The sequence below is a fragment of the Sporomusaceae bacterium ACPt genome, assembly GCA_041428575.1.
Lineage (GTDB): Bacteria > Bacillota > Negativicutes > Sporomusales > Sporomusaceae > Sporomusa_D > Sporomusa_D carbonis.
In genome coordinates this window covers 2,210,718-2,233,932 of record CP155570.1, presented here as the reverse complement: position 1 = coordinate 2,233,932, position 23,215 = coordinate 2,210,718, and the positions used below count along the sequence as shown (strand labels likewise).

Sequence of the window (23,215 nt, the reverse complement as noted above, 5' to 3'; positions counted from 1 at the left end):
GAAGTTAGGAGGGTAGTAAATGACAATAGAACTTTCAGATATAAAGAAACAGTATGTCATGGGTGACACTACGGTTGCCGCATTAGCCGGAGTTACTCTCAGCATCGGCGCAGGAGAATTTACCGCTATCATGGGGCCTTCAGGATCAGGAAAGTCGACTTTGATGAATATATTAGGGTGCCTTGACCGGCCGACCAGCGGCTCTTATATACTTGACGGACAAGAAGTGGCAAGTCTAAATGATGATGATTTGGCAGTAACCCGTAATAAAAAAATAGGTTTTGTCTTTCAAAATTTTAACTTATTGCCCCGGTTAACAGCCAAGCAAAATGTTGAGCTGCCGATGGTATATGCAGGGGTAAAAATTGCTGAACGCAGCGAGCGGGCAGCCCAGGCGCTGAAAATGGTAGGCCTTGATCACCGTATGCATCACTTGCCTAATGAACTGTCTGGCGGTCAGCGCCAGCGCGTTGCTATTGCCCGGGCGCTGGTTAATGATCCGACTATTATCATGGCTGATGAACCTACCGGTAACCTTGACACCAAGTCCGGTTATGAAATTATGGGGATCTTCGGTAATTTAAATGCGCTGGGGCGTACGATAATTCTCGTGACCCACGAGCCGGATATTGCCGGCTATGCCAAGCGGGTCATTCATGTGCGTGACGGGTTGATAGTCAAAGACGAGCCAGGAAAGGGAGGAAGCCATGTTTAGGGAAAGCCTTTCCATAGCATTCAGCGCATTAGTAGCTAACAAATTGCGTTCTATTCTAACAATGCTCGGCATTATCATCGGGGTAGCCGCGGTAATTGCCATGATCTCCATCGGCATGGGGGTTAGGGATAAGGTGCAGAATTCTATAGCCGGACTGGGCAGCAATCTTATTATGGTTACTCCCGGTGCCGCCTCTTCAGGCGGGGCGCGCCAGGCGGCAGGTTCAAATACTAAACTGACGAACAAGGATGCGCAGGCTATTGCGCGGGAAGTAGCCGGAGTGAGTCAGGTAGCGCCAAGTGTCAGCCGGCAGTTTCAGATTGTTCACGGCAACCAAAACTGGATGACCAGTGTGCAAGGCACAACTCCTGAATATTTGGAAGTGCGGAATCAGAATCTTCAGAGCGGTGCCAATATTACTAACCAGGATGTTGAAACACGCAATCGTGTAGCTATAATCGGCTCAACAGTGGCAGAAAACCTATTTGGCGAGATAAGCCCGATTGGTCAAACAATTCGTATTAATAACGCTCCCTTTCGCGTGGTGGGCGTGTTGGAAAGCAAAGGACAATCGGCAGGCGGATCCGACCAGGATGATATCGTCATTGTACCGCTGACAACAGCTCAGGAACGCCTTATAATGGGTATTTCACACATTCAAATGATCAGTGTACAAGCTGCCAGCGCCGAAGTTATAGATCAGGTACAAAATGATATTACAACCTTGCTGCGGGCCCGGCACAGGCTTGCTGCCAACGATGATAACGACTTCACAGTCCGTAACCTTGTCAGCGTCATGAATACCGCCGCCGAGGCTACCGGAACAATAACGCTGCTGTTAGGTAACATCGCAGGTATTTCCCTGCTGGTTGGTGGCATTGGCATTATGAATATTATGCTGGTGTCTGTTACCGAAAGGACTCGTGAAATCGGTATTCGTAAAGCGCTTGGTGCAAAGTATCACAACATTTTAATGCAGTTTCTTATTGAAGCCGTGGTAATCGGCGTTGCCGGCGGCCTGATAGGCATTGCTTTAGGGGTGGGTGCATCTTATGCGATTTCTGCTGTAGCTGGCTGGAATACCGTGATATCCTGGCTGGCAATAGTTGCCGCATTTGCCTTCTCAGTCTTTATTGGCCTGTTTTTTGGAATTTATCCGGCCCGTAAGGCCGCTCTGCTTGACCCGATTGAAGCTCTACGCTATGAATAGCACAAATATGCGCCAGCAGCCCGAAAAATAGATGGGCTGCTGGCTTTTTTGTCCTGACAGAAAGTATAACTCTCTGCCAGGATAAGGGCAACATCGGCTTTCGCTTTCACCAAAGGCTCGGCGCAAGCCGTGTTTTCTTTATCAAAACTAACGCAAAAGAAGCAGTGTCCTTGACGGCGGCTGCTTCTTTTGATTAATAATAATAAAGATAATTTTTTGGGCATATACTTCATTGAGCCTTACAAATAAGGTCCTACGCTTGATATAGGGAGGGGTTGCCATGAAAAGATTTAAGGATAAGACAGGTAAGTTCGGCTCACTCGTCAGTCTAATTGCGCTTTGCGCTATGCTTATGTTATTTGCGGCCAATTTACCTGTATTTATCAGTTCGGCCGTTGGTCAGACGTTTGCCGGTGTGTGGGCAGCTTTTGCGCTTGTTATGTTCGCAGCGCATGTTACCTGTCTTTCGGCTGAGCGTCGGCAGCGTACGGATATTACGCCGCGTTTAGCCGGACCTAAAGATGCCCGCACCCGAAAAAATGTCCGTATAGTGCGGGCTGTGCGCGGTTAAGCAACGGCAGTCAGCACATCTGCTAAATTATTTAGCAGATTGTCGATATCATCATGGGTAATTACCAGTGGCGGCTGGAAGGCCATGACGTTGCGGTCAGGGCCGTTTTTACCTATTAAGAAGCCGCGGTCTTTCATTTGTTCCAAGATGGCGTCAAGCTTTTGCGGGGCAGGCGACTTGTCCGGGTTTACCATTTCGGCGCCAAGCATGAGCCCGAGGCCGCGGATATCGCCAATAATAGGATGTTTTTTCTGAAGTTCGCTCAGGCCGTTTTTGAGATATTGACCAAGTTCAGCGGCCTGTGCCGGCAGGTCGTTTTTGGTGATTACGTCCAGTGTCGCCAGCGCAGCAGTGGCTGTTACCGGATTGCCGCCCAGGGTTGAGGCGCCCGGACGGGTATATTTATCAGCAATTTCAGCCCTTGAGGTAAAGGCGCCAACCGGCGTGCCGTTAGCCAGGGCCTTGGCCATAGTCATAATGTCAGGTTCCACGCCGTAGTGCTCAATGGCAAACATCTTGCCGGTCCGGCCAAAGCCTGTCTGGACTTCGTCAATAATTAGCAGGATGTTATATTTGTCAAGGATTTCTTTTACGCGTTTAAAATAGCCGGGAGGCGGGGTAATGATGCCGCCGTTGCCTTGAACCGGTTCGGCGATAAGGGCTGCTACTTGGCCGGAAGTGGTAGTCTTTATTACTGTCTCAATCTCGTTGGCGCAGGCCAGGTCACACTCGGGATGGCGTTTGCTATACGGGCAGCGGTAGCAGTAGGCATTGGGGGCAAAGCTGATGCCGCCGACCGGGGTGGTGTCAGTACGCCATAATGATAGTCCGGTAAGGCTCATGGTCAGTTTCGTCCGGCCGTGAAGTCCCTGGCGTAAGCTGATGAATTCATGCTTGCCCGTATAGATTGAGGCCAGTAATGCGGCTCCTTCATTGGCTTCGGTACCGCTTGCGCAGAAAAAAGTTTTTTGCAGGCGGCCAGGAGTTATTTGCGCCAGGCGTTCAGCCAGGTTAACGATGTTTTGAGTAAGGTAAATGGTGCAAGTATGCTGCAGAGTAGTAACCTGGTCGCAGATGGCTTTGGTAATCTCAGGATGGCAGTGACCGCAGTTGACGACCGATACGCCAGCGAAACAGTCAAGATATTTTTTGCCGGTACTGTCGTAGAGGTACTGCATTTCTCCTTTTACCAGCTGCATAGGCTGGTTGTAAAAGTGATATACGCAGGGAATTAGGTATTCCTTTTTTTTACGGAGCACTTCTTCCGGGCCAATATACGGGGTGTTAGTGTTGTCAGTCATAGTCTCACCTCTAAATTATGGTTCTGAATTTTTACCGTGATATCCGGTAGCGGAAAGCACCAATACCCAATTCACGCGGGCTGGCGGCGGCAATTTGATCAACAAGCGTCCGGTCAAAGGTATAGTTGCTGCCGGCGGCCAATTTGTCCAGTTCGGCCCGGTAAATGGCAGTGACTAAACCGACAAGTTCCGGGGTATAATGCTGGCCTTCAATCCGGTAGTGACTAATACCGGCGCCGGTAAGCGCAGCCAGATGAGGGAGCAGGCACAGATCGGTAGCGAACAGGATATGGTTGCGGCAATACTGGTCAATTTTAATGTCATGACGCTGTCCGGCGCTGTCCAGCAGTGAGTAATTTTGTTTAGAACATAGCCGGTTGCAAATGCTGGCGGTACTGTTGTCCAATACGGCCGACGGTACACAGTGGTCAAGCACCATAGCCTCGGTTGCTCCATGGACGATCAGCTCCAGCGGCAGCGTGCTGTGTTTGGCAAGTTCGGCAATATGCTCGTAAGTGGCTTCCAGTGAGACTGTTGCCTTGCTGGCGCCGTTGGCTTTGAGCCAGGCGGTGGTGAGATGGTTAAATATGTTGAACGAAAAATCGGCCTGGACGGGTAAACTGGAGCTGTGGCGCGCCAGACGCAGCATGCCGCTGTTGCTTACCATGAGACCGTGCGGTTTTATGGTTTCCAGGCTGGCAAATAACTGTTCAAGTTCGCTTGCTTCCCGCTCCATCGTGATGCGGGGGGTGGTAACGACTACTTGTTTGTCATATTGTCGGGCTAAGTCAACGGCTGTCTCAATGTCTTTCAACGTCCAGGGTTTGTCCGGCCTAAAGGCCTCGCCGCCAATATAGGCAAGATCGGCGCCGCTTTTAAAAGCGCTGGTCAAACCTTCAAGGCTGGCTACCCGTACTGCCAGAGTTGGACGGGAGACAGCCTTCACTGGTTTAACCGCCGGGATGGCGGCGTTAGCCGTAACGCCGGCCTCTTTTACCGCCTGACTGAAAAAGCGGGGCTCACGCTCACCGGTGTAGCCAATTGAACTGGCACCGGGGTTACCCAGAGCATAACAGGTCGAGAAGTCGCGGGAGCGGTAATTGTAAAGTTCCTGCCAGTCAGCCGCATCAAAGGTATAGCCGGTAGGGTCGGCAATATAGCGGTCGATAGCGCGGCGGTACAATTTTACGATCCGGCTGATAAAATCGGCAGTGCGCATCCGGCCTTCAATTTTAAAAGAACATACGCCGGACTGGATGAGCTCAGGCAGTGCGGTGTACATGCACATATCTTTGAGCGCCAGTTTATAAGGCCCGGGATCGTTCACGGTCAACGCTTGGCCGGTAACGCTGTCCACAAGCTGGTACGGCCAGCGACACGGCTTTAAGCAGCGGCCGCGGTTGGAGCTTTGCCCGAACACGACGCCGGAGTGGAAGCATTGGCCGCTGTGGGCTACGCACATATCTCCATGGATGAAGTATTCAAGTTCGATGCCGGTGCGTTCTTTGAGCAGCCTGAGCTGGGAGAGGGTCAGTTCCCGGTTGACGACCACCCTGGTTATGCCGTAATCCATGAGGGTTTTTATGGAATGCTCATTATGAGTATTCATCATGACTGAGGCATGCAGCGGGACGGTGATGTTCATTTCCCGGGCCAGTTCTAAGACGGCCATGTCCTGAATGATAAGCGAGTCAGGCTGAATGTCATTTAAAAGTTTAAGATATTCGCGCATGCCCGGAAGTTCCCGTTCGCTGATAAGGTTGTTAACGGTGATATACAGGCGGACGTTATGGGAATGGGCATATTCGACGGCCCGCGCCAGCGTTTTGTCATCAAAGTTGGTGTCAGTGCGGTGCAGGCGCATATTAAAGCGCTTGCCGCCAAGATACACTGCGTCAGCGCCGGCGGTAACGGCGGCTTCAAGCACGTCCCAGGTCCCGGCCGGAGCCAGTAACTCGACAGATTGCGGGGTTAGTAGCATTTGATTTTTCACTCCAAAACATCAAATATAATAGCATAAAATTTATTCAAATACTTCTTTGGTTTTTGCTAGTAACGCCGGTGGCAGTTCAAGGCCGAGATTGGCGGCGACAAAAGCGTTAAGCTGGATTTCAGGATGGTCAACAACACCGACCGGTATTGTACCAGGTGCTTCACCGGCTAAAATTTGCGCTGCTTTGGCCGCGCAGGCATATCCCAGGTCGTAGTGATTGGCAACCAGGGCACCTAAAGCGCCGGACGGCACATTAGGCGCATGGGAAGCAATAATCGGCAAGTTTGCCGACTCGGCATAATAGGCTACCGAAGCAAAGTTTTCTTCAATCACCCGGCCAATTGGCAAAAATAACGCGTCAAGATTGGGTGGCAGTTTGTCCGGCAGGGTGGATAAATCATCAGGTTTAGCTACCGGCAGTTCTACAAGGGTAAATTTTGCACCGGCAGCCTGTTTGAAATAGTTTACTTCGAGGAGTGCATTGCTGTCGCCCAGGTGATAGAGAATACCAATGGTTTTGGCGTTAGGCAGCAGCTCCTGGATAAAAGCCACTTTGGCGGCAGCCGGAACCATACCGGCCACACCGGTGGCTTTACTGCCCGGCTTGTCCAGGCTTGCCGTCAGCCCGGCTCCTACCGGGTCAAAAACGGGCGTAAACACGACCGGGATATTTCCTTCGAGTTTAACAGCCGCCTGGGCCGCAGGAGTAGAGCAGGCAAAAATAATGTCCACCCGGCGTTCCGCCAATTCGGCTGCCAACAGGGGTAAATCGTCTAGAGCGCCGTCCGCATTTAAATAATGAAACTCGGCCTCTAAGCCTAGGTCAGCCAAACCTGTTTCAAAGCCCCGTACTGCATCGTCCAGGTTCTGCGTTAATTGTAAAATGCCAATATGATACAAGCGAAAAACACCTCTAAATTTATTTTTAATACAGTTTCCACATTTGCCAGATTAATACCTGCCTTAAATGTGACAAAAATAGCGAACAAAGTAAATAAATAGCCCCTGGTCCGTCAGATCAGACTAGGGGCTTTACTTGGGTCATGCGCTGTATTTTGTCATAGAGAGGGGGACTGCTAAACTTTCGTGTTTTTCCTCCTGTTTATCGATATGGGGACAAAGTAACCAGGCAACGCCTTCGCTTTCATGTATGAAAGCCATATGAAGATTATTTTGGCAATATTTACATTTTATATTAAGCTTGGCCCCAATATTGGCTAAATGCAGCGGATATCCCTGAACCGAATAGTAAAGACGATCAATATATTCTTTGGCTTCATCGTAAGATGAAAAATATTTGTAATTCTTAATCATATTATCCAGACTATTCCAAGCCGCCCACCGACCGTCACCCAGATCTGTCAGATACCATTTAAGGGTCTGATTTGAATAATGGAGGACCTTGGTCCTTTCGAATAGGTCGGTAGGATTGTTGAACCCAAGATCCTGTGCATAATCATGCATAGTCTCCTACCTCCTGATACTGCTGCTTTGTGTCTGAAAAATTATAGGGCCTCGGTGTCACGGCGGATTGTTGGGAATGTTTGAAGGAGCGCTTTTACATGGTAGGACACTGCGCCACAGGGCGGCTATAATTAAGTGTTTCGACGCCGTTTCGGAGCGCTTCAATCCGCAACAGACATATGACACGATATTTCCCGCCGTGCTTTTGCACAGTGTTGCTGTTCTGTTCATTCATATCACCTCCTCCCATATATTGGCTAATATTATATTATAAATCATCGAAAAAATAAAGATAACTATACAATCATAATCAATAAATATACTGTATACTGCCAAAAACACCGTTACGTATTCTTGCATTATTTACAAGTTTAGGCTACAGCCGTTTAGTTATTGTTCTCTTGCCATCTTATACACTCTATTCGCCAGTAGCTAGCATTTAACCAGTAGCTAGCATTTAAACTATACATACCGGATGTTTGCGTGCTAAACTAAAAAGGTATGAAGTTATATTACCGGAGGATGTTTAAGGTTTATGCAGCAGTTTACTCATTTGCACGTCCATACTGAATACAGTCTGTTAGACGGAGCCGGACGGATTGAAGACCTGGTGCGCCGGGCTAAAGAACTGGGAATGCCGGCTGTGGCCATAACTGACCACGGCACCATGTACGGCACTATTGATTTTTATAAACAAGCCAAAAAATATGGCATTAAGCCGATTATCGGCTGTGAAGTATATGTCGCGCCCCGGTCCCGGTTTGATAAGGCCGCCGTGGAAGGTGAATCATATTATCATTTGGTTTTGTTGGCTGCCAATGATCAAGGCTACCGCAACCTTATTGAACTGGTTTCGCGCGGCTTCATCGAAGGCTTTTATTATAAGCCCCGGATTGACCGGGACATTTTGCGCCAATACAGCGAAGGGATAATTGGGCTTAGCGCCTGCATTGCCGGGGAAATTCCCTCGTTTATTTTACGGGGCGACCAGGCCGGAGCTGAGGCGGTTGCCTGCGAATACCGGGAGATTTTCGGACCGGAAAATTTCTATATTGAGCTTCAGGACCATGGCATGCCGGAAGAACAGCAGGTAAACCCGCAGTTGGTGAAGCTGGCGCAAAAACTGGGGCTTGGGCTTGTGGCCACCAATGACGCTCATTATATCAACCGGCAGGATGCTGAATGTCACGATGTTTTGCTCTGCATTCAGACCGGCAAGACTGTTGACGACAATGACCGTCTTAAGTTCCCTAATGACGAATTTTATTTAAAAAGCCCGGCCGAAATGGCCGAGCTGTTTGCCGGGTATCCGGAAGCTATCGCCAATACCGGCAAAATTGCTGAACGCTGCAATGTCACTTTTGATTTTGATAAACTTTATTTACCGGATTTTCCAACACCGGATGGAGTCAGTGATGACGAATATCTGGGCCAGCTGTGCCGCCAAGCTCTCAGTTGGCGTTACCCTGAGGCGACAGCCGAAGTAACAGCCCGGCTTGATTATGAGCTTGACGTTATCAGGAAAATGGGTTATTCCAGTTATTTCCTCATTGTGTGGGACTTTGTCAACTATTCCCGCCGGGAGTCTATTCCGGTAGGACCGGGCCGGGGCTCGGCTGCCGGCAGTATTGTTGCCTATTTATTAGGAATTACTAATATTGATCCACTTAAATACGGCCTGCTGTTTGAACGGTTTTTAAATCCCGAACGGGTATCAATGCCTGATATTGATATTGATTTTTGCTATGAACGCCGCAGCAAAATCATTGAATATGTTGTGTCCCGCTATGGCAGTGACCGGGTGGCGCAAATTATTACTTTCGGTACTATGGCGGCACGGGCCGCCATCCGCGATGTTGGCCGGGCGCTTAACTTACCGTACGGCGAAGTGGACCGCATTGCCAAGCTGGTGCCGAACGAACTTGGCATTACGTTGAAGAAAGCGTTGGCTGCCAGTCAGGAACTCAATGACCTCTACCAAACTGAAGATACTGTACGGAAACTTGTTGACCTGGCCATGGCAGTAGAAGGGTTGCCGCGCCATGCTTCCACTCATGCCGCCGGCCTGGTTATCGCCAAGGAGCCGCTAACCCACTTTGCGCCGCTGCAGCTATCCAGCGAAGGCTTTGTCACTACTCAGTATGATAAAGACCGGATTGAAGAAATCGGTTTGTTAAAAATGGACTTGCTGGGGCTCAGGACGCTGACGGTAATTGGTGACGCGATTGCCCTGATAAGAGAAAACCGGGGTGAAGAGCTTGATATTGAGCGCATTCCGCTTGATGACGCCAAAACATGTGCCATGATGGCCAGCGGCGATACGTCAGGTGTATTTCAGATGGAGTCAAGCGGCATGACCAACTTGGTTAAAGATCTCAAGCCCGAACGGTTTGACGACCTGATACCGCTAGTGGCGTTGTACCGGCCTGGGCCGCTGGGCAGCGGCATGGTATCTGATTTCATTGAAGGCCGTCATGGTAAAAAGCAAGTCACCTATCTGCACCCTTTACTCGAACCTATTTTAAAAGATACTTTCGGCGTAATTTTATACCAGGAGCAAGTCATGCAGATTGCCTCAGTATTGGCCGGCTTTACTTTAGGCCAGGCCGATCTGTTACGCCGGGCAATGGGCAAAAAGAAGCCCGAAGTGCTGGCCGCTCAGCGCGAGACTTTCCTCAAGGGGGCGGCCGAACGGGGGATTGATGCCAAACTTGCTCAAGAAATATTTGACCTTATGGCTCACTTTGCCGATTACGGTTTTAATAAATCGCACAGTGCTGCGTATGCGCTGGTGGCTTACCAGACGGCTTATCTCAAAGCTCATTATCCCCAGGAATTTTTTGCCGCCCTTTTAACCAGCGTAATGGGGGCAAACGATAAAGTCGGCTATTATATAGAAGAATGCCGCCGGCGGGGCATTGCCGTTATGGCGCCTGACATTAATGCCAGCGGCACAGGGTTTACGGTTGACGGAACAGCCATCCGTTTCGGTCTGGCCGGCGTGAAAAACGTTGGTGAAAATGCTATTTTGAGCATTATTTCGGCCCGGCAAACAGGAGGTAAATTTACATCTCTTGTTGATTTTTGCTCACGGGTTGACATGCGGGCCGTCAATAAACGGGTTATTGAGAGTCTGATTAAGTGCGGGGCATTTGACTCGCTTAAAGCGCGCCGTTCCCAGCTCTTACATGTGCTGGAACAAGCTGTGGAGGTGGCAGCCTGCCGGCAAAAAGACGCGGCCAGCGGACAAATCGGTTTATTTGGCGATGATGATTTGGGATGTGTTAATGATGTTGTATTGCCTGATATTCCTGAAATTCCGCAAGAACAACTGCTCTCTATGGAAAAAGAAATAACCGGTTTTTACGTAACCGGTCATCCGCTTGATAAATATCGTACTAAGTTAGAGGCCTTACCTTCGCTTGGCACTCTGGTTGACGGCCAATATACCGATGGCCAGCCAATCAAGGTAGGGGGACTGATTGCCAGTGCCAAGCGTATTACCACCAAAAACGGTAGTATGATGTGCTTTGTTAATCTTGAGGACTTTTCTGGACAAATTGAAGTGATTGTATTTCCTAAGGTCTTTGAAAAAACAGGCCGCCTGCTGGCGCCTGATCTGCCGGTCATGGTTTCGGGCCGTCTTAATATTCATGAGGAAGGCGTTAAAATCATGGCTGACGACATAACTTCGCTTGACAGCGCCGGCGCCGAGGTAAGAATCATTTTGCGTAAAGAACAGGAAACGCCAGCCGTCTTAGGCAGACTCAAAGGTTTGTTAAATAAACATGCCGGGGCGACAGCCGTTTATCTTAATTTAATTGACAGCCGCCGCATCATTAAAACTGAACGGGATTTCTGGATTGACCCGACCCCGGCAGCTTTGGCGGCTATTGAAGGATTGCTTGGAAAAGGCACGGTGACTACTTGTTAAATATTAAGAGTGACAGCATTGCCGCCCCTTCCCGGGCATACTGCTTGGTGGTAAGATAAGCACTGTCAGCCATAGGGGCCGGCGCACCGCTGGCCTCTATGCCTAATTGCTGGGCCAGTACCAGCGACCGTCTGATATGTGATGCATTAGAGACGATGATTGCCCGGCGCAAGCCGTGCTCGTGCATGATTTTTTTGGAGTTAAGCAGGTTTTGATATGTGTTATAAGACTGATTCTCGATGAAAACTTTGTCAGCCGGGATGCCTTTGGCTACCAGGTAAGCATGCATAACTTCAGCTTCGCTGGTTATTTCATCCTGGCCTTGAGCGCCGCTGACGATAATTGTTGGCGCATAGCCGTGGTTATATAAATCGATTGCTTCGTCAAGTCTTAGTCTGAGCATAGTGCTGGGTTGGGTGCCGATTAATTTTGCTCCAAGCACGATGATGGTATCGCTGGGAACAGGTCTGGTCAGGTAGCCTACCGCCACAATGGGAATTTCAATTACGGCAACGGTAATTACCACGAGCAGTAATAAATAGCGTCTTAGTTTTTTATTGAATAGCATCTTCATAAGTATCCAGCCTCCGGAAATGTTGTGGGTATCACCCTTATTATAGCACTAATAGATTCATTGAGTGCTACCTTTAGCGCTGCTAATTTTGATAAACGCGGCTTGGTCATATTTAGAATTTGACCCATTGAAAAAGATCATTAAACCAGGTATGGTTTGATGGTCTTTTTAAGCATTCATTACATTATTGTCAGAAACAGATACAATTATAAACCGGCATGATCACTGGCGTTTTATCTGGGAGTGTATTTTCCTACTGATGTGCCGGCCGGATTATGGGGAACTTTGGGCGCGCCGTACTATTTGAAATAACAGGTCTTGTTCCGGGTATAGCCGGGAAGGTTGCAGAAAAAAATATGCTTGACAAGACAAAAACTATACGATAAAATAATCATAAAGTTAAATAATGTAAGCAGCTGTGAACAGGACGAGTACATATGTACACTGTAGTTCAGCGAGCCGGTGACCGGATATCCGGAGGTGTGATGGCCGGCCTAGAGAGCATATGGAATGGACCTGTGAGCTGCCCACCAAACGCAGTAGTGCAAGTAGGCTGGGCCGGATGCCGCCGTTAACAGGCTAGGGTATCGGATTGTTTATCCCGTACCTGAACGAGGGAAAGTTTAGGCTTTTCGAAAAGGGTGGTATCGCGACCATTTCGCCCCTGGGTGAAATGGTCTTTTTTATTTAGCCTATACTTTCTAAATTAGGGTGGTACCGCGGACCATTTCGCCCCTGAGGTGAATGGTCTTTATTTTTTGTGTGTAAAGGAGGATGGATAATATGTTAAAAGATTATCTTGCCCAGGCAGTCGCCGGCCAGCATTTTTCCCGCGAGCAAGCCAGAGCGGCCATGCAGGTGATTATGTCAGGACAGGCCAGTGAGACACAAATCGGAGCCTTCCTTACCGCTATGAGGATGAAAGGCGAAACCAGCGCCGAGGTGGCCGGTTTTGCTGATGCCATGCGCGGTCACGCGGTCCCGGTGAAGTGCGCTGCCAGGAAACTCATTGATACTTGCGGCACTGGCGGAGACAGACAGGGAACCTTTAATATCTCAACTGCCGTCGCCTTTGTGTTGGCTGGTGCCGGGGTTAGTGTAGCAAAACACGGCAACCGGGGTGTGTCCAGTCCTTGCGGCAGCGCCGATGTACTAAGCGCGCTGGGGGTAAAGCTGGAACTGCCGCCGCAAGCAGTGTCACAGGCGATTGACACAATCGGCGTAGGTTTTATATTTGCTCCCCGTTTTCACCAGGCCATGAAATACGCCGTCAATCCCCGGAAAGAATTGGGGTTCCGCACAGTATTCAATTTGCTGGGGCCACTGACAAATCCGGCTGGCGCCAATTGCCAACTTATTGGAGTCTATGATGCGGCGTTGACCACTAAGGTGGCCGAAGCGCTTGCCGGATTGGGAGTATGCAGCGCTATGGTTGTGCACAGTCATGATGGCTTGGACGAAATATCGACAGCAGCGCCTACACAAGTCACCGAACTGCGGGACGGTGAAATCCGCTCATATGTTATTGAGCCTCAAGCTTACGGCTTTGCCCGGTGTACTTTGGCCGATTATCAAGGCGGCACACCCGAAGATAATGCCAGGATTATTCAACGGGTACTTAGTGGTGAGCAGGGATTTAAACGTGATATCGTACTGATGAACGCGGCTGCCGGATTGGTCGTAGCCGACGCGGCAGCCAACATCAGTGATGGCTTGCGCATGGCTGCCGCAAGTATTGATAGCGGAGCGGCGTTTGACAAGCTGGAAGCGCTTCGTAAGTTTACCCAGGGTTATTAATAACCCAGCCGTCTAAGGCGTCCGTTTTTACTTGTGCCGTTAGGTAACTGGCAGGTGTTAAGGCTAAGTCCCTGGATAAGGAGGGAATTGTCATTATTATAAAAGTGTGCGGGATTACTACTATCGAAGCTGCGCAGGCCGCGCAAGAGTTTGGCGCCGATTTGATTGGATTTGTGTTCGCGGAGAGTAAGCGGCGCATTACCATAGCAAAGGCGCACGAGATACTCTGTCACACGCCAGGCATTGGCAAAGTGGGGGTTTTTGTTAATGCGCCGCTTGCGGAAGTGCAAATGATAGCGCGGGAATGCCGGCTGGATTTTGTTCAGCTTCATGGCGACGAACCGCCGGAATACTGCCAAGCGGTGGGCTATCCGGTAATCAAAGCATTTAGAATCAAGCCGGATTCAAGCCCGAAGGTTTTTTGCGGCTATCATCCTGATTGGATATTGTTTGACAGTTTTGTTGCCGGTCAACAGGGCGGGACAGGTATAGCCTTTGATTGGCAGAAAGCGCAGGACCTGGTCTGGCAGACGCCAAGGCCATTCATGGCGGCCGGCGGTCTGACACCTGATAATGTGGCGCAAGCCATTCGCATTCTTAGACCTGACGGTGTTGATGTATCAGGCGGGGTCGAAACCAACGGTGTGAAAGATATTGACAAAATTGAGCGCTTTATAGCTGCAGCCCGGAGTGCTTGTAAGGAGGAGTTAGATGCTAAATAAAATTGTGGCCCAAACCAGGCAGGCGGTGGCTGTGTCCCGGCAGGTCAGATCACTTGAGGACATACGTGGTAACTTGGTGCCAGGCAGCTTTGCCTTCAGTGCGGCAATCAGGCAATGTGACTGGACACTCATTGCCGAGTGCAAACTGGCATCTCCGGCTAAAGGGACGCTGTGCTCAGTGTATTCTGTGCCTGAGCTTGCTGCAATATTTGCCGCTAACGGCGCCACCGCATTATCGGTGCATACCAATGCCTGCTTTCGCGGCAGCATGAACGATATTGCCAAAGTAAAAGCAATTGTGACACTGCCGGTATTATGCAAAGAATTTATTATTGATGCCTATCAATTGTATGCCGCCCGGGAGGCTGGCGCCGATGCCGTGCTGCTGATCGCAGCAATTTTATCAGACGCAGAGCTTAAGCAGTTTTTGCAAATTGCCCATGATTTAGGGATGGACTGTTTAGTTGAGGTGCATACCTTGGAGGAGCTTATCAGGGTGCAGCGGACCGGAGCCGGGTTGATAGGAATTAATAACCGCGATTTACAGACCTTCACAACCAATATCCAGCAAACTTTTAACTTACTGCCTTATTGTGAACCAGACCGCCTGATCGTCAGCGAGAGCGGTATTAAGGCGGGCCAGGACGCAGCCAGGCTGAAAAGTGCCGGCGTATGCGGCATATTGGTAGGAGAGGGTTTGGTTACAGCACATGATATTGCCGCTAAGACGCGCGAACTTGTCTTGGGCGGTATACAACAGGAGAGGAGATGTCAAAATGTCTGATAACAACGGCAGGTTTGGAAGTTATGGCGGGCGGTTTGTGCCGGAAACGGTAATGCCGGCGCTGCTTGAACTGGAGGACAGCTATAGAAAACTTAAAGACGATGGGGAGTTTCAGTCAGAGGTAGCTTTTTATTTCAGGGAATATGCCGGCCGTCCAACCAAATTGTATTATGCGGCCAACTTAACACGGCATTATGGGCGGGGAGATATTTACTTGAAGCGGGAAGATTTGCTCCACACAGGGGCGCACAAAATTAATAACGCTCTTGGGCAGGCGCTGTTGGCGCGGCGGATGGGTAAACAGCGGATTGTTGCCGAGACGGGAGCCGGTCAGCATGGGGTGGCGTGCGCTACCGTGGCGGCGTTGTTCGGGCTTAAATGCTGTGTGTTCATGGGGGCTGAAGACATGGAGCGCCAGGCGCTTAATGTTTTTCGCATGAGGCTGTTAGGGACTGAAGTTGTACCGGTTACCAGCGGCAGCGGGACATTGAAAGACGCGACCAGTGAAGCCATCAGATACTGGGTTACCCATATTCAGGACACCCACTATATTATCGGTTCAGTGGTAGGGCCTCACCCTTATCCCATGCTGGTCAGGGATTTTCAGGCGGTCATTGGCCAGGAGGTTGAAAGGCAGATTGCCGACGCCGGTGCCAATCTTAAGTATGTGATCGCTTGCGTAGGCGGTGGCAGCAATGCTATGGGAATTTTCTACCAGTTCCGCGATAACCGGTCAGTAACTAAAATCGGGGTAGAAGCAGCCGGGAAAGGTCTGGCAACCGGCGAACACGCGGCATCGTTAACCAACGGGCGCCCGGGGGTACTGCATGGTTCGTTGAGTTATTTACGCCAGGACAATGAGGGTCAGGTTATTCCCGCTTATTCAATATCAGCCGGGCTTGATTATCCCGGTGTCGGGCCGGAACACTCCTATTTTAAAGATACCGGAAGGGTAATATACACTGCTGTCACCGATGAACAAGCTTTGGCAGCGTTTGAGCGCCTGGCACGGTTGGAAGGTATCATACCTGCGCTCGAAAGCTCGCATGCGCTGGCTTATTTGGAACAGTTAATGCCTGAGACAACATCCGGTCAGGCAGTAGTTGTCTGCCTGTCAGGGCGGGGCGATAAGGATGTGCAGATGGTGGCAAATGTATTGGGGGGATTGGAATGAACATAGCAGAGAAGCTGGGTAGTTTGAAGGCCTCAGGGCGCAAAGGCTTAATCATTTATGTGACAGCCGGCTGTCCGGATTATAGTACTACGTTACAGGCGGTAAAGGCGGCAGCCGAGGCTGGAGCCGATTTGGTGGAAATCGGCCTGCCGTTTTCCGATCCTATGGCTGACGGTCCGGTAATTCAGCAGGCAGCCACCCAGGCACTGGCAGCCGGGGCGACCGTGGGTAAGGCGCTGGAACTTATCACTCTTTTACAACAGCAGACCTCAATACCTTTGGCAGTTATGACTTATTACAATATTGTCTTGCAGTTTGGGATTGAACGGTTTGCGGAAAGTTTTGCCGGAGCAGGCATTAGCGGGCTAATTATTCCTGACCTGCCGATAGAAGAAGCAGCGGCGGTTGAGCCGGCCTGCCGCCAGGCAGGCATCGACTTAATAAAGTTTATTGCACCAACTACCACTCCGGAACGAATAAAGACAATTTGCCGTCAGGCTTCAGGATTTTTGTACTGCATATCAAGCACAGGCGTTACCGGCGTGCGTCAGACCGATTATAACCAGATTGCGCCGCTTCTGGCGGCCGTGCGCCGGGAAACCGATTTGCCGCTGGCGATCGGATTTGGTATCGGCGGCCCGGAAGCGGCCTGTCAGGCAGCCAAACATGCTGATGCCGTCATTGTCGGCAGTGCGGTTATGGACCGCTTGCTGCATGGAAGCCTGGCAAATGTGCAGGAACTGATATACTCAATCAGGCAGGCGCTGGATAAGGAGTGTGACCGTCAGTGAAGACATATCCCGACAAGGAAGAATTTTGCCAGTTGACTGAAACTTATTCCATTCTTCCGGTTTGTATTGAGGTATCAACAGATATGGAAACTCCGGTTTCGCTGTATTACAAGCTGGTGGGGGAAGCTCCGGGTTTTATCCTGGAAAGCGCTCAGACCGGCAAAACTTTCGGGCGTTACTCATTTATCGGCACTAAGCAACTGGCTGCTTTTACGGCATATAACACCCACGCAGAAATTATTATAGATGGTTGTGCATCGCGAAAAGATGGCAAGCCGCATGGTTTACTTAAAGAGTTTCTGAAAAACTTTTCCATGCCGTTATTGCCGGAATTGCCGCCATTCGCCGGCGGTGCGGTGGGATATGCCGCTTATGAAGCGGTAGCTGCGTGGGAGCGGATATGCGGCCTGACTATTCCCGCTGATTTACCGCTTGTTGAGTTAATGGCTTGCAAATATCTCATAGTAATGGACCACCTGACCCATTCAACACGGTTGATAAATTTGATACATTTTACGCCTGGCATGGCAGCCGCCGCGGCATATGAGCAGGCTGTGTCCGAGCTTATTGATCTGGCCGGGGAACTGAAACAACCGGTGGTTTTGCCGGAATATTGCCAGGATGGCGCAGGTGACAGCCAGGGACAATGTTTTGAGCAGGTGAACGAGGCTTCGTTTGAGCAGCAGTATATCAAGATGGTTGAACAGGCTAAAGAATATATCGCGGCCGGTGATATATTCCAGGTTGTCTTATCCCGCCCCTTTCACTATAAACTGACCCACCACCCCTTTGCGCTGTACCGGCGACTGCGCCAAGCCAATCCATCGCCTTATATGTTCTATATCAATTTTGGTCATAAACAGCTTGTCGGCGCTTCACCCGAGCGGCTAGTCAAGTTGGAGGACGGCAAAGTATTGACCTGCCCGATTGCCGGAACACGCCGCCGCGGCGGCAGTTTGGCCGAAGATGAGAAATTGGCGCAGGAACTGCTGGCTGACGTCAAAGAACGAGCTGAGCATGCTATGCTGGTTGACCTCGGGCGTAACGACCTTGGCCGCATAAGCCAGCCGGGGACGGTAGCGGTAGACCGGTTGATGGAAGTGGAAAAGTTCTCCCATGTGATGCATATCGTATCAGAGGTATCAGGTCTTCTTGATCCCAAGTTTTCTGCGGTTGACGTACTGGCCGCGTGTTTTCCGGCAGGAACGGTGAGCGGTGCACCCAAAGTACGGGCTATGGAAATTATTTATGAGCTTGAAGGTGACAGCCGCGGGCCTTATGCCGGTGCGGTCGGTTATTTTGATTTCAGGGGAAATATGGACACCTGCATTACCATTCGTACGTTAATTATTGACGGACAGCAGGTCACAGTGCGGACAGGAGCAGGGATAGTAGCTGATTCTGTGCCTGAAATGGAATACCGGGAGATCATGCAAAAAGCCAGGGTGTTAATGCAATTAGTCAGGGAGGCTGAATGATATGATTTTAATTATTGATAATTATGATTCATTCACCTATAACGTTTACCAGTATGTGACCAGTTTGGGATTTCAGGCCGCCGTTGTCCGCAATGATATGACATCTGTTGAAGAAATCAGTCATGCTGGATATAGTGGGATTATTATCTCGCCAGGACCGGGAACGCCGGCGAGCGCAGGAATTAGTAAAGAAGCGATCAAGAGGTTTGCCGGGCAAATTCCTGTTCTGGGAATTTGCCTTGGTCACCAGGCTATCGGTGAAGTATTCGGCGGGCGGGTCATCCGTGCGCCGCAGCCGGTGCATGGCAAGACCGAATATATTATTCATAAAGGACAAGGTATATATAGTGGACTTCCCAAGCCGTTTATCGCCGGTAGATATCATTCGCTGATCGTTGAAAGGGATGGGCTGCCTGACTGTTTTGAAATTACGGCCACGTCTCAAGATGGTTTGATCATGGGGTTAAGGCACAGGGAGTTTGACGTAGAAGGTGTGCAGTTTCACCCTGAATCAATTCTGACGCCTAAAGGGATTGATATTTTGCGAAATTTTCTTGCTAAAACAAAATGTGCTTGAATAAATAGTGACAGCATGGTATATTAGGTTCAAATAGTGATTAAAAACTATGAAGAGGAAAAGTAGGTATACTAATTCCGTTACAGAGAGCCGGGAAGGATGAGAGCCGGTACGGACTGGTGTGCTGAAGTTCACCTTGGAGTTGCTTGCTGAAATCTGGATGAGTATGTTTTCCCGATGGTAGGCGGAGCCGGAGACCTTCACCGTTAGCAGCGAAGGAGAGTATCGGCAGAGGCCCGTACTTTTACGAGATGATTCGCTTCACGGCGAATAACAAAGGTGGTACCGCGAGATTAGCTCTCGTCCTTTACAGGACGGGAGCTTTTAAATTTAGTAGGAGGGTTTTTATGTTAAAAACAGTCGGGTATTTAGGGCCGCAAGGAACTTACAGTGAAGAGATCGTCTTGAATCTTTATAACAAGGGGGAATTTAGGCCAATACCGTTCATTGCTATTGACGCGGCAATCAGAGCGGTAGCAGCAGGTGAAATTGACGAGTGTATCGTACCTGTCGAAAATTCGCTGGAAGGTTCGGTCAATATTACCCTTGATACTATTGCGCACGATGTTAGTTTGTTTATTACCAAAGAGGTTGTCTATCCGGTCAGGCACAATTTGCTGGCACAAACCAGCAGCCGGAGTATTACTACAATTGTTTCGCATCCGCAAGCACTGGCCCAATGCCGGAAAACCCTGGCGGCTATGTATCCGCACGCCCAGGTAAAGCCGGTCGACAGTACTGCCGAGGCTGCCAGGCTGACGGCTGCAAGTGATGGATCCTACGCCGCGGTTGGCAGTTCCAAGGCGGGAGAAATCTATGGACTGACAGTATTGGCTGCCGATATTCAGGACAATGCCGCCAATTCAACGCGGTTTATCTGCCTGGAACGCCAGCCGGCCGGTCCGGCGGCAGCAGGTAAATGCAAAACATCACTTGTCTGTCAAATTAACGGCGAACGGCCAGGCCGTCTCTACAATATTTTACAGGAATTTGCCCAAAGAGATGTCAATCTTACCCGGATTGAATCGCGCCCGGCCCGGACCGGGCTTGGTATGTATATATTCTTTTTTGATATTGAAGGCAGTCTGGCTGAAGTCAATATTGCCGCCGCTATTAATGCTGTCAAGATGAAATGCCTATGGTATAAAAATCTTGGTTCTTACCCGACCTATAACGGCGCTAAATAGTAGTACAAGAATAATTATCCGACCTGAAACATCCTCGTTTAATAAGGCGGGGATGTTTTTTTCAGTAATGGATAAAATATGGGAAGGCTGGGCTGATTATAGCGGGAAGGAAGGCAATTTACATGAATAATCTTGTGGTTGAAGAATTGATCCGCCAGGCGTTGAAAGAAGATATTGGCGCCGGCGATATTACCAGTCAGGCCATTTTTACTGACGACCATTACTCCGAAGGCTATTTGCTGGCAAAAGAGGAATTGGTGCTGGCCGGCAAAGATATATTCTCACGTGTTTATTCCTTGCTTGACCGGCAAATAAAGATTGCTTTCAGATACAACGACGGCGATAAAATACCAAGTGGTGAGAAGTTTGCTATTCTTAAGGGACCAACCCGCAGTTTGCTAAGTGGTGAGAAAGTTGCTCTTAATTTTTTACAGCGTATGTCTGGGATTGCTACTGAGACCTGGCGTTTTGTCCAAGCGGTTGGGGGAACAGCTGCTATTATTGCCCATACCAGAAGGACAACTCCCGGTCTTAGGATACTGGAACGATATGCTGTAAAAGTGGGCGGAGGTAAAAGCCACCGCTACGGTCTTGATTATATGGCGCTTATTAAAGACAACCATATACAAGCCGCAGGCGGTATTACCCAGGCAGTCGAAAAAATCCGCCAACAGCTTTCGCCGTTTGTAAAAATTGAAATTGAAGTTGAAACTTTAGATCAGGTACGCGAAGCTGTAACTGCCGGTGTCGATGTTATTATGCTTGGAAATATGTCAGACACCATGCTGGAGCAGGCAGTGGCTATTGTTGACAAACAGACGTTGGTTGAGGTATCAGGCAATATACCCATTGAACGGGTATCTGAACTGGCGGCGTTAGGCGTGGATATAATTTCAAGCGGATTGATTACCCACTCAGTAAGAGCGGTTGATATCAGCATTAAGCTGCAATAAAGTGAAGCTTGCCTTGAGGAAATTGCAACTAAAAAAGCGGGGGATTAGCGGCGGTTAGCTATCGAATAATTTTAATAACAACCTGCGGGCATAATATAAGTGAAGGGGGGTGTTTTTTATGGCGAAAAAAATTGCTGTAGAAGAAAACTTAACAGCAATTAAAAAGGCACTGCAAGAAAAAGGTTATACTGTGGTAAGCCCGAAAAGTGCCGAGAATATTGTTGCAGCTGTTGTTATGGGTATGGATAATAATCTAATGAATATTCAAAATACTACAACTAAAGCTCCGGTAATTGATGCTACAGGCATGACAACAGATCAGGTGCTTTCCAAAATTGAGGCTTTGGGTTAAATAAAGTTCCCCCCTCGCGCCGAGCGAAGGGGAGTGTATCATTAACTGTGTAAATGGAATAAACATCCAAGATTTTGGGGACACTAATATTGCTTTTACTCATGCGCAGGATAGGGCGACGCAGAGGTGCGACCCGAGCGGCATATGAGGTTTAGCGAGGCGGTGATGCTCATGTGAGAGTGTCGCTTTTCCTTATCTTTGCCTCGGAAAACCCAAAGCGATAAACCTCGGGGTTCGGGGCAGAGCCCCGATAGGGTTTATGAGACCTTCCGCGCTTGCAGTCTGTCCTCGAAGAAGATCATCAACTGCCCTATTATAATTCCCCAATCGCGAATCGGCATACTCCACTTTTTGGAAATTTCTTGTATCGACAGGAACACCGATTTTTTGACCGCGTCGTCGGTGGGATAAACCGTCTTTGTCTTGGTATATTTGCGCAGCATCCGATGAAAACCTTCCACTGCGTTGGTGGTGTAAATCAGTGTCCGGACCTCCTGCGGGTACTTGAAATAGGTGGACAGCTCCGTCCAGTTCGCCTCCCAGGACTTTACAATCTGTGGGTATTTCTTGCCCCATTTCTCACGAAATTCCTCCAGACGATACTCCGCGTCGTCTTGTGTCGGCGCTGCATAGACTAATTTCAAATCCGCCATAACCGGCTTGATATCCTTGTAGGGTACATACTTTGTGGAGTTGCGGATTTGATGAATCACGCACAGTTGCTGCTCGGTTTTGGGGAACACCGTCTCAATGGCGGTGGAAAAGCCGGAAAGGTTGTCACGGCAGGCAATCAAAATATCTTCCACACCCCGATTTTTCAACTCGTTGCAGATCGTCGTCCAAAAACTGGCGCTCTCGTTTTCCGACAGCCACATGCCGAGGATTTCCTTGCGGCCGTCCAGATTGATACCTAAAACCGAGTATAGGCATTTGTTTACAACCCGGCTGTCCTTGCGGACTTTGAACACAATTCCGTCTAGAAACACAATGGGATACACCGGGTCAAGCGGGCGGCTCTGCCATTCCATAACGGCTGGCATAATCTTGTCCGTGATGCGGCTGATTAGGCTGGCGGAGGCTTCTACGCCGTAGATGTCGCGCAGATGATCTTCAATGTCGCGATTGGACATGCCTTTAGCGTACATCGCCAGAATCCTGGCTTCAATATCGTCGGTGCGTGTCTGCCGTTTTTCGATAATTCGCGGCTCAAAGGTGCCGTTTCGGTCGCGGGGGACGCTGATTTCACTTTCGCCCCACTCGCTTTTTATTGTTTTTTTGCCGTAACCGTTACGGCTGTTGCCGCTGTTATTGCCTAAAACACTGTTCTTCTCATAGCCGAGGTGTTCATCCATTTCGGCTTCTAGCATCTTTTCCAGCGCACCGGCAAACAGATTCTTGAGCTTCGCCGTTAGTTCGGCGGGAGTGGTGCACTCCTCACTGAGCAGTGCTACAAGCTGTATTTCTTTTTCGTTTAACTGTGTCATGGGTCCATCTCCTTTTATTCTTTATATTGGAGATTATTCCCATTTACACGGTTTAAAATACAGCCTCGAGCGAAGGGGTTTTTCAATTTACTGCCATAAACATCCCATAAACATCCCATAAACATCCGTTAGACAATGGGCAATAACTCTGTTA

Annotated in this window: 22 protein-coding genes and 2 other annotated features; of the genes, 14 read left to right on the top strand and 8 right to left on the bottom strand. The window is 49.4% G+C overall.

From position 1 onward, the window contains the following. Positions 1-19: 19 nt before the first annotated feature. The gene (locus SCACP_RS11535) at positions 20-715 is read left to right on the top strand and encodes an ABC transporter ATP-binding protein (protein ID WP_425057732.1); all 696 of its coding nucleotides are present in this window, start codon (positions 20-22) and stop codon (positions 713-715) included. After that, on the top strand, positions 708-1,925 hold the full coding sequence (locus SCACP_RS11530) for an ABC transporter permease (protein ID WP_425057731.1): 1,218 nt from the start codon (positions 708-710) through the stop codon (positions 1,923-1,925). Before SCACP_RS11535 ends, SCACP_RS11530 begins: the two co-directional genes overlap by 8 nt. Here the strand turns inward: SCACP_RS11530 and SCACP_RS11525 are convergent. Next, positions 1,916-2,149, bottom strand: a complete 234-nt coding sequence (locus SCACP_RS11525; RefSeq protein WP_425057730.1) for a hypothetical protein — start codon at positions 2,147-2,149, stop codon at positions 1,916-1,918. The two genes, SCACP_RS11530 and SCACP_RS11525, sit on opposite strands and share 10 nt — an antisense overlap. A 56-nt stretch (positions 2,150-2,205) precedes the next feature. Between SCACP_RS11525 and SCACP_RS11520 the strand changes: the two genes are divergently transcribed. Further along, a complete protein-coding gene (locus tag SCACP_RS11520) occupies positions 2,206-2,496 on the top strand; it encodes a hypothetical protein (RefSeq protein WP_425057729.1) in 291 nt (96 codons plus the stop codon). Here SCACP_RS11520 and SCACP_RS11515 read toward each other — a convergent pair. The 5 genes from SCACP_RS11515 to SCACP_RS11495 form a co-directional block, all read right to left on the bottom strand. Beyond that, a complete protein-coding gene (locus tag SCACP_RS11515) occupies positions 2,493-3,797 on the bottom strand; it encodes an aspartate aminotransferase family protein (protein WP_425057728.1) in 1,305 nt (434 codons plus the stop codon). The genes SCACP_RS11520 and SCACP_RS11515 overlap by 4 nt on opposite strands. 31 nt (positions 3,798-3,828) lie before the next feature. Then, a complete protein-coding gene (locus tag SCACP_RS11510) occupies positions 3,829-5,778 on the bottom strand; it encodes a peptidase U32 family protein (protein ID WP_425057727.1) in 1,950 nt (649 codons plus the stop codon). A 42-nt stretch (positions 5,779-5,820) separates the two neighbouring features. After that, a complete protein-coding gene (locus SCACP_RS11505; protein WP_425057726.1) occupies positions 5,821-6,690 on the bottom strand; it encodes an ABC transporter substrate-binding protein in 870 nt (289 codons plus the stop codon). Between the two features lie 141 nt (positions 6,691-6,831). After that, positions 6,832-7,254 (bottom strand): hypothetical protein, encoded by a 423-nt coding sequence (locus SCACP_RS11500; protein ID WP_425057725.1) that lies wholly within the window; start codon positions 7,252-7,254, stop codon positions 6,832-6,834. Positions 7,255-7,348: 94 nt separating this feature from the next. Further along, positions 7,349-7,489 (bottom strand): hypothetical protein, encoded by a 141-nt coding sequence (locus SCACP_RS11495; RefSeq protein ID WP_425057724.1) that lies wholly within the window; start codon positions 7,487-7,489, stop codon positions 7,349-7,351. A gap of 300 nt (positions 7,490-7,789) precedes the next feature. On the opposite strand from SCACP_RS11495, the gene SCACP_RS11490 reads away from it, so the two are divergent. Next, complete coding sequence (locus SCACP_RS11490; RefSeq protein WP_425057723.1) at positions 7,790-11,188, top strand: DNA polymerase III subunit alpha; 3,399 nt, start codon at positions 7,790-7,792, stop codon at positions 11,186-11,188. Here SCACP_RS11490 and SCACP_RS11485 read toward each other — a convergent pair. Then, positions 11,178-11,762 (bottom strand): YdcF family protein, encoded by a 585-nt coding sequence (locus SCACP_RS11485; RefSeq protein ID WP_425057722.1) that lies wholly within the window; start codon positions 11,760-11,762, stop codon positions 11,178-11,180. The genes SCACP_RS11490 and SCACP_RS11485 overlap by 11 nt on opposite strands. 409 nt (positions 11,763-12,171) lie before the next feature. Then, positions 12,172-12,502, top strand: a binding site (T-box leader). Positions 12,503-12,545: 43 nt separating this feature from the next. On the opposite strand from SCACP_RS11485, the gene trpD reads away from it, so the two are divergent. The 10 genes from trpD (at position 12,546) to SCACP_RS11435 (ending at position 21,577) form a co-directional block, all read left to right on the top strand. After that, the gene (gene trpD / locus SCACP_RS11480; RefSeq protein WP_425057721.1) at positions 12,546-13,559 is read left to right on the top strand and encodes an anthranilate phosphoribosyltransferase; all 1,014 of its coding nucleotides are present in this window, start codon (positions 12,546-12,548) and stop codon (positions 13,557-13,559) included. Between the two features lie 104 nt (positions 13,560-13,663). Beyond that, the gene (locus SCACP_RS11475) at positions 13,664-14,281 is read left to right on the top strand and encodes a phosphoribosylanthranilate isomerase (RefSeq protein WP_425057720.1); all 618 of its coding nucleotides are present in this window, start codon (positions 13,664-13,666) and stop codon (positions 14,279-14,281) included. After that, entirely contained in the window at positions 14,271-15,065 is a 795-nt protein-coding gene (gene trpC / locus SCACP_RS11470) for an indole-3-glycerol phosphate synthase TrpC (RefSeq protein ID WP_425057719.1), read from the top strand. The genes SCACP_RS11475 and trpC overlap by 11 nt, the downstream gene beginning before the upstream one ends. After that, positions 15,058-16,239 carry a tryptophan synthase subunit beta gene (trpB, locus tag SCACP_RS11465; RefSeq protein WP_425057718.1) on the top strand — a complete coding sequence of 394 codons (1,182 nt, stop codon included), beginning with the start codon at positions 15,058-15,060 and terminating at the stop codon, positions 16,237-16,239. Before trpC ends, trpB begins: the two co-directional genes overlap by 8 nt. After that, a complete protein-coding gene (trpA, locus tag SCACP_RS11460) occupies positions 16,230-17,030 on the top strand; it encodes a tryptophan synthase subunit alpha (RefSeq protein WP_425061386.1) in 801 nt (266 codons plus the stop codon). Before trpB ends, trpA begins: the two co-directional genes overlap by 10 nt. After that, positions 17,027-18,508: an anthranilate synthase component I family protein gene (locus SCACP_RS11455; RefSeq protein WP_425057717.1), complete on the top strand. Its 1,482-nt coding sequence runs from the start codon at positions 17,027-17,029 to the stop codon at positions 18,506-18,508. The genes trpA and SCACP_RS11455 overlap by 4 nt, the downstream gene beginning before the upstream one ends. 1 nt (position 18,509) lies before the next feature. Beyond that, the gene (locus tag SCACP_RS11450; protein ID WP_425057716.1) at positions 18,510-19,085 is read left to right on the top strand and encodes an anthranilate synthase component II; all 576 of its coding nucleotides are present in this window, start codon (positions 18,510-18,512) and stop codon (positions 19,083-19,085) included. A gap of 40 nt (positions 19,086-19,125) precedes the next feature. Next, positions 19,126-19,396: a binding site (T-box leader), on the top strand. Positions 19,397-19,432: 36 nt separating this feature from the next. After that, on the top strand, positions 19,433-20,272 hold the full coding sequence (gene pheA / locus SCACP_RS11445) for a prephenate dehydratase (protein ID WP_425057715.1): 840 nt from the start codon (positions 19,433-19,435) through the stop codon (positions 20,270-20,272). Between the two features lie 122 nt (positions 20,273-20,394). Further along, positions 20,395-21,225 (top strand): carboxylating nicotinate-nucleotide diphosphorylase, encoded by an 831-nt coding sequence (gene nadC / locus SCACP_RS11440; protein WP_425057714.1) that lies wholly within the window; start codon positions 20,395-20,397, stop codon positions 21,223-21,225. Positions 21,226-21,343: 118 nt separating this feature from the next. After that, the gene (locus tag SCACP_RS11435; RefSeq protein WP_425057713.1) at positions 21,344-21,577 is read left to right on the top strand and encodes a YkuS family protein; all 234 of its coding nucleotides are present in this window, start codon (positions 21,344-21,346) and stop codon (positions 21,575-21,577) included. Between the two features lie 257 nt (positions 21,578-21,834). Here the strand turns inward: SCACP_RS11435 and SCACP_RS11430 are convergent, their stop codons facing one another. After that, positions 21,835-23,061, bottom strand: coding sequence for an IS256 family transposase (locus tag SCACP_RS11430; protein ID WP_425057712.1), 1,227 nt, complete (start codon positions 23,059-23,061; stop codon positions 21,835-21,837). Positions 23,062-23,215: the final 154 nt, after the last annotated feature.